The sequence below is a fragment of the Pedobacter agri PB92 genome (assembly GCF_000258495.1).
GTDB classification, from domain to species: domain Bacteria; phylum Bacteroidota; class Bacteroidia; order Sphingobacteriales; family Sphingobacteriaceae; genus Pedobacter; species Pedobacter agri.
Genome location: NZ_AJLG01000147.1, coordinates 1 through 12,420 on the forward strand (window position 1 = coordinate 1; position 12,420 = coordinate 12,420).

General features: G+C 37.4%; 11 protein-coding genes. 7 read left to right on the forward strand and 4 right to left on the reverse strand.

The features are described from left to right. Positions 1–1,398: M1 family aminopeptidase (locus tag ON09_RS18030; RefSeq protein ID WP_010602467.1), on the forward strand; the 1,398-nt coding region annotated here is incomplete at its 5' end. A gap of 124 nt (positions 1,399–1,522) precedes the next feature. Here the strand turns inward: ON09_RS18030 and ON09_RS18035 are convergent. Beyond that, positions 1,523–2,002 (reverse strand): OsmC family protein, encoded by a 480-nt coding sequence (locus tag ON09_RS18035; protein ID WP_010602468.1) that lies wholly within the window; start codon positions 2,000–2,002, stop codon positions 1,523–1,525. Positions 2,003–2,118: 116 nt separating this feature from the next. Next, on the reverse strand, positions 2,119–3,045 hold the full coding sequence (locus tag ON09_RS18040) for a 2-hydroxyacid dehydrogenase (RefSeq protein WP_010602469.1): 927 nt from the start codon (positions 3,043–3,045) through the stop codon (positions 2,119–2,121). Between the two features lie 226 nt (positions 3,046–3,271). Here ON09_RS18040 and ON09_RS18045 point away from each other — a divergent pair, with 226 nt between their 5' ends. The 4 genes from ON09_RS18045 (at position 3,272) to ON09_RS18060 (ending at position 9,609) form a co-directional block, all read left to right on the forward strand. Beyond that, positions 3,272–5,761 (forward strand): TonB-dependent receptor domain-containing protein, encoded by a 2,490-nt coding sequence (locus ON09_RS18045; protein WP_010602470.1) that lies wholly within the window; start codon positions 3,272–3,274, stop codon positions 5,759–5,761. Between the two features lie 126 nt (positions 5,762–5,887). Then, on the forward strand, positions 5,888–8,242 hold the full coding sequence (locus tag ON09_RS18050) for an outer membrane beta-barrel protein (RefSeq protein WP_157259002.1): 2,355 nt from the start codon (positions 5,888–5,890) through the stop codon (positions 8,240–8,242). A gap of 39 nt (positions 8,243–8,281) precedes the next feature. After that, positions 8,282–8,836, forward strand: a complete 555-nt coding sequence (locus ON09_RS18055; RefSeq protein WP_010602472.1) for an NUDIX domain-containing protein — start codon at positions 8,282–8,284, stop codon at positions 8,834–8,836. A 32-nt stretch (positions 8,837–8,868) separates the two neighbouring features. Then, positions 8,869–9,609, forward strand: a complete 741-nt coding sequence (locus ON09_RS18060) for a lysophospholipid acyltransferase family protein (RefSeq protein WP_010602473.1) — start codon at positions 8,869–8,871, stop codon at positions 9,607–9,609. An 85-nt stretch (positions 9,610–9,694) separates the two neighbouring features. Here the strand turns inward: ON09_RS18060 and ON09_RS18065 are convergent, their stop codons facing one another. Both ON09_RS18065 and ON09_RS18070 read right to left on the reverse strand, forming a co-directional pair. Continuing rightward, the gene (locus ON09_RS18065) at positions 9,695–10,444 is read right to left on the reverse strand and encodes a LytR/AlgR family response regulator transcription factor (RefSeq protein WP_010602474.1); all 750 of its coding nucleotides are present in this window, start codon (positions 10,442–10,444) and stop codon (positions 9,695–9,697) included. A 56-nt stretch (positions 10,445–10,500) separates the two neighbouring features. Beyond that, positions 10,501–11,526, reverse strand: coding sequence for a sensor histidine kinase (locus ON09_RS18070; protein ID WP_029204443.1), 1,026 nt, complete (start codon positions 11,524–11,526; stop codon positions 10,501–10,503). 266 nt (positions 11,527–11,792) lie between these two features. On the opposite strand from ON09_RS18070, the gene ON09_RS25265 reads away from it, so the two are divergent. Together ON09_RS25265 and ON09_RS18075 are read left to right on the forward strand one after the other, a co-directional pair. After that, positions 11,793–11,963: a hypothetical protein gene (locus tag ON09_RS25265; protein WP_010602476.1), complete on the forward strand. Its 171-nt coding sequence runs from the start codon at positions 11,793–11,795 to the stop codon at positions 11,961–11,963. Between the two features lie 2 nt (positions 11,964–11,965). Next, a partial coding sequence (locus tag ON09_RS18075; protein WP_010602477.1) for an ATP-binding cassette domain-containing protein occupies positions 11,966–12,420 on the forward strand: 455 nt, incomplete at its 3' end.

The window sequence follows — 12,420 nt, forward strand, 5'->3', positions numbered from 1 at the left end:
TTATCAAAAGAAAGCGGTCGTGAAGGTCAGATTGATCCTAACTCCTTCTTTGTAGCTTATAGCTATCCTCGTATTTCTGTTTACGATGATTACAACGGATGGGATCGCATTCCACATACCGATAGGGCAGAATTTTATAATGACTTTAATGATTACGTTTTTTCAGTTAAAGCGCCGAAAAATTATGTGGTATATGCCACAGGCGATTTTCTAAATCCTGATGAAGTATTGCAGCCTGAAATTTCGGCCCGTTTAAAAAAATCGTATAATACAGATGGCGTGGTAAACATTGCTACTGCAGATGAATTAAAAAACGGTAAAGTAACTGCTCAAAAAGACTGGAACACCTGGAAGTTTAAAGCAGATCATATTCCCGATGTGACCTTTGCATTGAGCAATCACTATGTTTGGGATGGCGGAAGTGTAGTTGTTGATGCTAAGACCGGTCGCCGGGCAAGTGCGCAAGCGGCTTACAACCCAACCACAGGGAAAGATTTTTTAAACTCTGTAAAGTATAATATCAATGCTTTGGCCTGGTTTTCTAACAACTGGCCTGGAATTCCATATCCTTACGCAAAAAGTATAGCTTTCCAGGGTTTTGCCGATATGGAATACCCCATGATGGTTAACGATTCCAACTTTGGAGATCCGGTTTTCGCTCAATTGGTGCAAGATCATGAGGTAGCACACACTTATTTCCCTTTCTTTATGGGCATTAACGAAACCCGTTATGCTTATATGGATGAGGGCTGGGCAACCACTTTCGAATATTTAATCGGCATTGCCGAACATGGCAAACAAGCTGCAGATAATTTTTACAAAAAGTTCAGGGTGAATAGCTACATCAATGATAAATCTGCCGAGGAAGATCAACCTGTAATTTCAATGTCTGATCAGGTTTCGGGTGCGGGTTACGGCAACAACTCTTATGGCAAGGCTTCCTTATCTTATTTAGCATTAAAGGATATGCTTGGCGATGATCTTTTCAAAAAAGCGTTACACCATTACATGAATACCTGGAACGGCAAACATCCCATCCCATGGGATTATTTTAATTCGATGAATACGGGCTCGGGTCAAAATTTAAACTGGTTTTTCCAAAATTGGTTCTTCACCAACAATTATCTGGATCTGGCCATTGGCAAAACTGAAATCTCTTCAGGAAAGGCAACTTTTGTAATTAAAAACATAGGAGGCTTTGCAATACCTTTTGATATTTTAGTTACAGATACGGAAGGAAAAACGGAAACAATTCATAAAACACCTGCAGTTTGGAAAGTAAATCAGAAAGAGTTTACGATGACGATCACTACCAATCGCAAAATCAAATCAATAGCATTGGACAATGGCATTTACGTAGATGCGACACCAAACGATAATGTTTATACAGTGAGGTAATTGGCAGTTTCAGTTGGCAGTTTGTAAATTGAAAACTGCCAACTTTAATTTTTACTTCCCACTTTGTACTTTATACTTTTTACTTTCTACTCTCTTCTTTTACTTTCTACTCTCTACTTTCTACTTAAGCGCTATTCTCCGCTTTGCAAGCCGCTTCGTGTTTTACAGGAAAGTTTAATGAATTGGCAATGAAACACATTTTGTTGGCTTCCGCATGTAATGATTCTGCCAGTTCAAAGTGTGCCTTATCGGCGATTAAAACCTGCGGATGTAAGGTTACCTCTTTAAATTTACCACTTCCATCAGCCGATTCTTCCATCGTTCCCACTGCCTCATCTTTATAATCGATTACAACAATTTCATTTTTAGAACACAGGTGCAAATACCAAAGCATATGGCAACTCGAAATAGAAGCCAGCAGTAAATCTTCAGGATTATATTTGGATTTATCACCAAGAAAGGCAGAATCCGAAGATCCTGAAATATCAGCTTTTCCTTTTACAGATATAACATAATCGCGGTCGTAGGAACGATAATCCATTGTTCCAGAGCCCTTATTTCCTGTCCATGTTACTGTTGTTGAATATAAATGATCTTTCGGCATGATGTAATTTAGTTAGAATTTGTATTCCAATTTAGCAAAATAGGATGGAAACTTCGAGAAGAAATGGCAATTGTTTCTTATTTAGAATAAGATTAAGATAGCCATAGTGCAACAACTTAGAAAGATAGTCCTTTCAACTTCTCGGCTAACACCTCCGAAATTTTACGGTAAGAATCAAAGGTCCAACCGCCGACATGCGGGGTTAAAATTACTTTATCATTCTCTTTCAATGCCTCATACCAAGGTTGTTCGCCCATGGCAGGAAATTTTTCGGTTTGCAACACATCCAAGCCGGCACCTAAAATTTTTCCAGAATCAATCGCATTTAAAACCGCTTTCGTGATTACAATTTCTCCCCGTGCCGTATTGATGAAGAAAATTGGTTTTTTGAAATGGAAAAAATATTCATCATCAACCATTTGCCTGGTTTCTGCAGTTAATGGAATATGCAGGCTTAACACATCGCTATGCTTTACAATTTCTTCCATGCTTACTTCGCGGGCAAACGCATCAGAAAAACCAGTTTTATATTTATCGTAAGCCATCACATCCACTTCGAAACCAGCTAACTTTTTGGCAAAGCTTTGCCCCATAAAACCGTAGCCGATAATACCGACTTTTTTACCTTTTAGCTCATAACCACGGTTTCCCTCACGATCCCAGATCCCGTTTCTGATTTCCAGATCAGCCCGGCGAAAATTGTTCATCAGCGATAAAAGTAAACCTGTGGCATGCTCTCCTACGGCATCACAATTTCCCTCAGGTGCATTGATCAACGCGATATTTCGCTCAAAAGCAATTTTATCATCAATATTATCTAAACCTGCACCAGCACGGGCGACAAATTTCAGGTTCGTTGCTGCAGCAAAAATTTCTGAGTCAATTCGAAATTTGGTTCTAACTGCTATGCCCATGTAATCTTTAATTTTAGCTAAAGTCTGTTCACGGGTAATTTTCGGTTCGTCATCAACTTCGTAACCCATTGCAATGGCTTGCATTTTAAAAGCCGGATGTAAATCATCAACGATTAATATTTTTTTCATCTAAAGCAAAAGTAACAATTTAGGTATTGCAGCATATTAATATTGTTTGATTGTTTTCTGTTTAACCACCTTTTCACCTCAATACAACAGCAAATTGCTTAAAACATGCCCACAAAAATATTACTATAAAATGGCTGTAATAAAATAGTTACGCCTCCTTAATTAAACTTAGTTGCCGTTACTTTGTCTCCCTTTACAGAAAACACACAACATATATTATATTTTAATGAGAATTTTGAAATCGAGGACGATACAAATTACCCTTTTACTACTAAGTTTATCTTTTAATCTGTTTGCGCAAACTGGCGGGAAAGCCAAAATAACAGGTGTACTTAAAGATGCTAAAACACAAGAAACCATTCCTTTTGCTACAGCTGTTTTAATTGATAAAGCAACTGCTAAAAATGTAAAAATTGCACAAACTGACGTGAACGGAGCCTTTACAATGGCTGATTTACCTACAGGTACTTTCACTTTCAAAATCAGCTTTGTGGGTTACCAAACAATGGTTAGAGATAATGTAGCCATTACCGCAGCAACCGGCACATTAAACTTTGGCGATATTAAGATGAATACTGCAAAAGGAAATATTTTAAGCGAGGTTACTGTTACCGGCCAAAAGCAAGGCATGCAGATGGGTATCGATAAAAAGATTTTCTCAGTTGATCAAAGTGTAATCAGTGAAGGTGGATCGGCAAGTGATCTATTGCAAAATGTTCCTTCAGTTTCTACAGATATGGATGGAAACGTGAGCTTACGTGGATCAAGCGGTGTAAGGGTTTTAATTGATGGAAAACCTTCATTAATTGCAGGTGGAAATGTTGCGCAAATTCTTCAGTCCATCCCTGCAAGTTCAATTGAAAGTGTTGAAGTAATCACCAATCCTTCATCAAAATATGATGCTGAAGGGCAGTCAGGTATCATCAATATCGTATTGAAGAAAAACACGAAATTAGGTTTTAATGGTTCTGCGGCGGTAACCGCTGGAAATAGAGATAACTACAATGCCAATACCAATTTGAGTTTTCAAAACAGTAAGGTAAATATTTATGGAAACTATAGCTACCGCTACGGCAATAGAATTGGTGGCGGTTTTCAAGATATCACCTATAAAAGTGATACCAGCAGAACTGCATTTTTAAGCCAGAACACGAAATCTACCTCACAAGATAAAGGTCATAATGTTAAAGCGGGTATTGATTATTACCTGGCGCCAAAAAGTGTCGTAAGTTTTTCAGGTGGATTTAATTCCAGGGAAAACGATAGAAATGAATACATCGATATCAGACAGTTGGCCAGAAATTTAAGTCCTGTTTCCTATAGCAACAGAAATAATGTTAACCAGGGAAGTGGAAGCAGTTATGATTTAAACCTGGATTATTCTCAGAAATTTAAGAAACCAAAAGAAGAGTTAACCTTTAACTTTGGTTATTCTTCGGGTTACAACGATAATGATCAAGCGTATAATACAACCATTACCAACAGAAACGGTACGGATGTAAATATTAATCCAAGTTTACAACGCATTTATAACACTGGCGATAACTCAAATTATAATATCCAGGCCGATTATACTTTACCTGTAGGCAAAACAGGAAAAATTGAAGCCGGATACCGCAGCCAGATCCGTTTGGCAGATAATAATCAATATGCCGATTCTGTGCTGACCAATACGGAAATCGTAATCCGAAACAATAAATTGATTAACGATTTTAATAGCAAAGATCAGGTTCATGCTTTATACCTTAATTACCAGAACCAAATTAAAGATTTTGGTTATCAACTGGGTTTAAGAGCTGAAGATGCCCGTTTAGATACACATTTGGAAGGTTATAATGGCAATGTTCTGGTAGGAAGCGATGGCAATATCCGTTACAGAAGATTATATCCAAGTGTGTTTTTAACACAAAAATTAAAAGGTGAGCAGCAGGTACAATTAAGTTATACCCGTCGTGTAAACCGTCCTCGTCCGTGGGATACTAACCCATTTTTAGATGTTTCTGAGCCATTTAACTACAGACAAGGTAACCCAAATTTATTACCGGAAGATGTTCACTCCTTTGAATTAGGTTACAGTAAATATTTCAAGAAGGTTACTTTAACCTCTAGCTTATATTTCCGCCAAACCAATGATGTCATCCAACGGGTTAGAAGTACCCCCGTTAATGGTATCATTACCTCAACGCCTCAAAATTTAACCAATCAAATCAATACAGGTTTAGAGTTGATTGGCCGTTTTGATTTGGTTAAAGCTTTAAACTTTACTACTAACGTAAACTTATACCAGGCTAAATTTGCTGGTGATACCAGATTTGACATTCCAACCAGCAGCGGATTTAGCTGGAACGCCAATATTACAGCGAACTTAACGGTTGCTAAAGACGTTTCCTTACAATTGCGTGGAGACTATCGTGCTCCTGAAGTAATGGCACAAGGAAAGCGAAATGCGATGTATGGAATTGATGGCGGTGCGAAATATGATTTCCCTAACAAAAAAGCTTCTTTAAGTTTCAATGTGAGAGATGTATTTAACACCAGAAGATGGAGTATGACTACCGAAGACAGAGCAACTATTGTTGATTTTGAACGTCAGATGCAGGGAACCATGGGTAATTTAACGTTCTCATACCGTTTTGGAAAAACAACATTTAACTTAAATAAAACTAAAAAGAAAGACGAGCAGCAGGATAACCGTCCTGATGAAGGATCATTTTAATTTTGAAAAAGGCGTTTGAAAATATATTTTTAAACGCCTTTTTTTTTCACTAACCAAACATTGAAAAAACGCTTACCTATATCAATTCTAATTTTATTGGTCCTTTTTTTAGCGACCACTGCTTTCATGGCTGAAAAAGGAACAATTAGCGGTAAAGTTGTAGAAGAGGTTGGCGGTTTATCTATCCCATCAGCAATTGTTGCGGTGTACATTGACGGCACAGAGCAACCAGTAACCACCTCAGCAACCGATGAAGATGGATTTTTCAGCATTAAAAACCTAAAACCAGGAAACTACAGAATTAAAATTAGTTTTGTAGGTTATGCGCCGCTCATCGTAAATGGGATCATCATCACAGAAAAAGATTCCGACCGTAACTTAGGTGCCTTAAAATTAAGTTCTGAACAAAACTCCTTACAGGAAGTAACCATTACGGTTCAAAAACCTGCAATAGAATTCGGTGCTGATGGTGTAACTTATAATGTTGGCTCATCGGTTTTAGCCGAGGGAAGTACGGCAACAGATGTGTTGAAGAATGTTCCAATGGTACAGGTGGATATCGATGGAAACGCAACCATTGCCGGTAAAAAAAGCACCCGGGTTTTTATTGATGGGAAACCCTCTGACTATATGACTTCCAACATCGCTGATCTTTTAAACGTGCTGCCATCTGATGCAATCGAAAAAATTGAAGTGTTGACTAACCCTCCGGCAAAGTACAGTGGCGATGGAGAAGGTATCATCAACATTGTAATGAAAAAAGGATTTAAAGTTGGTTTCAATGGAAATGTTGGAATAGCCGGCGGGATACAAGGAAATGGGAATGCCAATACAAATGCATCTTACAGAGGAAAAAACTACGCCATCAACGGAAGTGCAGCCTATCGTTACAATGTTGGCAGAGGCGAAAGCAACAGTTACCGAGAAAATTTCTTTCCCGATACTACTTTTTATTATGATCAAAAAGGCGCCAGCAAAAGCAAAAGCCGTGGTGCAAATTTTAGATTGGGCTTCGATTGGGATATCACACCAAAGCAAAACATTCGGGTATCAACAAACTACAACGACAACAAATCTTCATCCAATTCATCAAACGATTTAAGATATTTAAGCGAGCAACTCATTCAAAACCGTTTGAGAAATCAAACCAATACGGGCGATGGGAAGAGCAATAATTTCGTTGTGAATGCAGATTATAAATTGCAAACCGATACCAGTGGCGGAAGCTTATCAATAGGGTTAACTTTTAATACAAATGGAAGTTTGGATTTGCGGAGTTTTAGTACCACTTATCAACCGCTGGGCGTATCCCGGGCAACACTGCAACAAAACAATAACGACATTGGCAATAATGGCCTAACTCTTAACCTCGACTATGATAAACCCGTATTTAAAAAAAGAGATCGGGTAGAATTTGGTTTGGCTTATAATTATCGCAAAAATGATAACGATTTGCTGGTTGAGAATTTCAACTTCCAAACGCAGCAGTTTGTAACCAATAACAGGTTAAGCAACCAGTTTTTATACAATGAAAATATTCTGGCTGGCTACGCCTCTTACAATTATCGTAATGCAGGCTGGGGAGTTAAAACGGGTGTAAGAACAGAGCTTACTGATGTGGCCTTTGATTTGTCAACAGGTGAAAATTATAATGTAAAACCTTATTTGAGCGTATTTCCTAACCTTTCGCTTAACAGGTTTTTTAGAAAGCGATACAACCTGGGCGCAACCTACAGTATCCGAATCAACCGCCCGAGAGAAAATACATTAAATCCTCAGGTGAATAATGTTGATACTTTAAATATTTCCTATGGAAATCCGAATCTTTCACCATCCTATACGCATCAAATGGATATTAGTTTTGGGGCGTTCGGGCAGAAATGGTCATTTACACCTCGACTTTCCTATTCGAGCAGTCAAGGTGTGATCGAACGTTTCAGAACGGTGATTTTGATTCCGGGTTCAACTACTGCCCGATCTGAAAGTACGTTTGATAATGTGGGAACGAACAATTCTTTGGCGCTAATTTTAATTGGTAATTACCGACCAACAAATAAAATATCAGCCAATGGAAATTTCAGCTTAATTCAAAGTAAATATACTTCAAAACTCAATAGCGCATTAAACAGAGATGGGATTAGTGTTCGCGGAACCTTTGGTTTTTCTATGCAGTTGCCGCAGAAAACTGCTTTCGAATCGAACTTGAATTATGCCAATAACGTGAGTGCTCAAGGACGAAACAAAGGCTCGGTAACATCAAGTTTTTCTGCCCGAAAGTTGTTTTTCAGTAATAGATTAAACTTAAGGGTAACCCTGAATGATATTTTTGGCAACCGAAACAATACGGTTTATAATGAGGGTGAAAATTTCAGGCTTCAAAGCTTTTCAACCAACAACACACAAAACTTTATTTTCAGTCTGAATTACCGGTTTACTAAAATTGCCAAGAAAATCCCACCGCCTCCGGTATCAAAGCCATAATAAGTTTCGTTTCATAATGGATATTTGTAATTTGCAAGCATGGAAGAAATAAATCCCTGGAAAACACTTGAAAGTGATCTAAAATATGATAACAATTGGATTAGCGTAACTGAACACCAGGTGATTAATCCGTCGGGTGGAAAGGGAATTTATGGTGAAGTACATTTCAAAAACTTAGCCATTGGCATTTTGCCTTTGGATGAAGATTACAACACCTGGCTGGTTGGGCAATACCGTTTTCCTTTAAAAGCATACAGCTGGGAAATTCCTGAAGGTGGCGGACCATTGGGCGAAGACCCATTAGAAAGTGCCAGGCGAGAATTGCTGGAAGAAACTGGCATGAGCGCCAGGAACTGGAAAGAAATTCAGCGTATGCATTTATCAAACTCTGTAAGTGATGAGCTCAGCATCATTTATATCGCTACCGATTTAATTCAGGGCATCGCCATGCCAGAAGAAACTGAACAACTGGTAGTTAAAAAACTTCCTTTCAATGAGGTTTATCAGATGGTTCTAAACAATGAAATTACCGATTCCATGAGTGTCGCTGCTATTTTAAAAGCAAAACTGTTGATTTTAAACGGCGAATTGTAATCATTATCTTTGTTGCTTTATTTTAAAACCAAATGAGCAAACTTTTCGGATACATCCTTACACTAATATTTTACTTTTTCTTTGGCTTGATGCTTTGCATTTTTCATCCCATTCAATGGATTTGCCATAAGTTTTTTGGTTATAAAGCACACAAGGTTTCTGTTGATATTCTTAATTTCTTTTTGACTTATTGCCAGATATTTCTTTTCAATTCGATTAGTTTCAAAAACGATTATAACTTACCCACTGATCGGCCAATCATATTTGCAGCCAACCATCAAAGCATGTACGATATTCCATCGTTGATTTGGTTTCTAAGAAAATACAGTGCAAAGTTCATCTCCAAAATCGAACTAACGAAAGGGATCCCATCTATTTCTATCAATTTGCGCTTAGGTGGTGGAGCCAACATCAACAGAAAAGACAACAAACAGGCCATTTCTGAAATCATTAAGCTGGGCCGCAGAATGAAAGAAAATAATTGGAGTACGGTAATTTTCCCGGAAGGAACACGGGCAAAAGATGGTCAGGTGAAACAGTTTCAGTTCGGCGGAATTGCCACCATTTTAAAAGCTGTTCCTAATGCATTAGTAGTACCAGTTGCTATTGAAAATTCATGGAAAATCGTTCGGTTTGGGATGTTCCCTTTAACTACCGGCAATGCATTGAAATGGACTGTACTAAAGCCAATTGAGCCCGGCGAAAAAACTGCTAATGAAATTACACTAGCGGTAGAAACAGAGATCAGAAAGGTTTTAGGGCAGGATTTATAATAGTACCGAGATAAAGTATTAAGATAATTTCACATAATAGATTTTAACCAATTACATTTTTAATTGGTGATTCTACATTCAAGATCTAAATATTTTTATTTCCGATTACCCTAAAAAACTCATCACGATAGGTGTCTCCTACCGGGATAATTTTCTGATTGATGGTAATGCGGCTACGCTCAATACTTTCAATTTTATCAACCGCTACAATATAAGATTTGTGCACCCGGATAAACTGGCTTTGAGGTAATGCTTCTTCCATCTTTTTCATGCTTTGAAGCGTAATGATTCGTTCCTCTTTGGTGAAAATTGAAATGTAATCTTTCAGCCCTTCGATGTAAAGTATATCGTGCAAATATATTTTTTGGATTTTATGCTCTGTTTTCACGAAAATATAATCCTGAATAGGGTTTGCTGGCGATGAAAAGGCTGCCGGGGTAATAATTGGTTGCGCTACGCTGGCGGGTACATCAACAGGTTTGTGCTGCTTGTGAACCTTCTCTACCGCTTTGTAAAAACGATCGAAAGCAATAGGTTTCAGCAAATAATCAGAAACATTCAAATCGTAGCTTTCTAAAGCATATTGCGGGTAAGCTGTTGTTAAAATGTAGCTACATTTGGTGCCTGCGATTTTTAAAAACTGAATCCCTGTTAATTCCGGCATTTGAATATCTAAAAAGACCAAATCTATGCCCCCGCCCTGAACAACCTGAAGTGCTTCGATTGGATTTTCGCATCTTTTTACCAGGGTTAAAAAAGGAACTTTAGAAATATAATCCTCCAGGATATCAAGCGCTAAAGGCTCATCATCAACAACAATACAATTTAAGTTCATTTTAGGTTTAATTTTAATAATTGATAGGTATAGATTTCGTTTAAATGGTTCACAAATTATATATCTATCATCAGTTCGCAGGTATAATGAGTAGCCGAATTTACAACATTTAATTTATATCTGTCAGGATAAACAAGCTGCAACCTTCTTTCTACATTGGTTAGGCCGACGCCGCCTTGTGCATCTTTATTTTGCTGATTTTTTTTATTAATCACGCTAAAATGTAAAATCTTCTGGTTGGCAATGATGTTAATTTTAACAGGATTTTCTGGATCGTTAACCACCCCATGTTTAAAAGCATTTTCAACAAATGAGATCAACATTAATGGAACGATTTTCTGATCGTCGATTTCCCCGTTTAGCGTAAGTTCAATGAAAGCACCATCCTTAAACCTGATTTTCTGCAGCTCGATATAATTGGTTAAATAATCAACCTCTTTGTTTAAGGCTACCGTTGGTGTATTGCTTTCATAAATCATATAGCGCATAATCTCCGATAGCTTCATAATTGCATCAGCTGTTTTATCAGATTTTTGATAAGCCAGAGAATAAATGTTGTTTAATGAATTGAAAAGAAAATGTGGATTGAGTTGCGATTTTAAGAATTGCAACTCCATTTCACGACGTTCGCTTTCTAAATTCCGCTGAATACGTTCACTGGCAAACCAATCGAGAGTAAATTTTATAATACAGCTTGATATCATAAAGAAACCACCCATTAGTACCCTGTTTAAAAAGTATTCCGTTACTTTATACCCACTGGTTTGGCCTTTAACCATCATCATATCAGTTGGATTTAAAACAGCTACAACAGTTTTTATTAACGCTATAATTAAAATTAAAAGAATAAAGGCAGCGGTATAAAGCCAATATTTTTTCCTTTTCTTAATTAATTCCGGAATTAGAAAAATGTAATTAATGTAAAATAGCGAAACATTGAGTACCCCATAAGCTCCAAAGGATATGAGCTGTCTCTTTACGGTTAACTGATCGTAACTGGAAATAATAAAAGCAATTGCCAGCATAATTATTATCCCCCAAAAAATAGAATGTAATATGATAGGTCCTTTACTTTTTTTCATTATTTAACACGTATCACTGGCTAAATCACCAGTTCCTTTTTTGTGCATCCAAAATAAATAAACTTTCTTTTCTAAAAGTACAGAATCTACGAACGGGCATTTTTTTTCTACCAACAGGCAAAAAGGATTATTTCATCGACAAACACCAAATTTTATCGATCAACGCCGAAAATGCCCGTTGATCTAGAATCTTTAACCCTTGGTATAATACATTTTAGCAGGCAATCTGAATGCTGTTCCTTTGAATCATCAAAAAGAAACAGATTATGAAAAAGTTAGCAAACACATCGCCATTCTTACTATTATTAGTTCCGGTATTTATGATGATCATTTTAACTCTTACTATTAATACTAATCAAAATGATGTGGAAGTTGTGGTTAAACCTGCAACCAGCTCAAACACTATAGTAAAACAAGCAACTGCTATTTTCAAATAGGAATGAGTAATTACGCAATCGAAACCGTAGGATTAAATTTTAACTTTGGTAACCAATCCATTGTAAAAGATCTATCGTTGCAAGTACCCAAAGGCAGTATATATGGTTTTTTAGGACCAAATGGCGCTGGGAAAACAACAACCATTAAAATCCTGCTGAACTTATTAAAGTCGCCGGCAGATCAGGTTTTCGTTTTTGGAAAAGAAATTAACAGCAATCGCATTGCAACATTAAAGCGAATTGGAGCCCTGGTAGAGCAACCCGCTATTTACGGACATCTTTCGGGTAAGGAAAATCTTATCAATCGCTGTATTTTATTAGGATTAAAAAAAACCAAAGCCGACGAAATGTTAGCCCTGGTTGGCTTAACTGAAGCAGCTGACAAAAAAGCAGGCAAATATTCGCTCGGCATGAAACAGCGCCTTGGTATTGCACTGGCACTGTTTAGTGTGTACGT

Bases quoted from the DNA above. Each gene is read 5' to 3' on its own strand.
- ON09_RS18035 (WP_010602468.1), bottom strand. From the start codon at position 2,002: ATGCCGAAAGATCATTTATATTCAACAACAGTAACATGGACAGGAAAT.
- ON09_RS18040 (WP_010602469.1), bottom strand. From the start codon at position 3,045: ATGAAAAAAATATTAATCGTTGATGATTTACATCCGGCTTTTAAAATG.
- ON09_RS18045 (WP_010602470.1), top strand. From the start codon at position 3,272: ATGAGAATTTTGAAATCGAGGACGATACAAATTACCCTTTTACTACTA.
- ON09_RS18050 (WP_157259002.1), top strand. From the start codon at position 5,888: ATGGCTGAAAAAGGAACAATTAGCGGTAAAGTTGTAGAAGAGGTTGGC.
- ON09_RS18055 (WP_010602472.1), top strand. From the start codon at position 8,282: ATGGAAGAAATAAATCCCTGGAAAACACTTGAAAGTGATCTAAAATAT.
- ON09_RS18060 (WP_010602473.1), top strand. From the start codon at position 8,869: ATGAGCAAACTTTTCGGATACATCCTTACACTAATATTTTACTTTTTC.
- ON09_RS18065 (WP_010602474.1), bottom strand. From the start codon at position 10,444: ATGAACTTAAATTGTATTGTTGTTGATGATGAGCCTTTAGCGCTTGAT.
- ON09_RS18070 (WP_029204443.1), bottom strand. From the start codon at position 11,526: ATGAAAAAAAGTAAAGGACCTATCATATTACATTCTATTTTTTGGGGG.
- ON09_RS25265 (WP_010602476.1), top strand. From the start codon at position 11,793: ATGAAAAAGTTAGCAAACACATCGCCATTCTTACTATTATTAGTTCCG.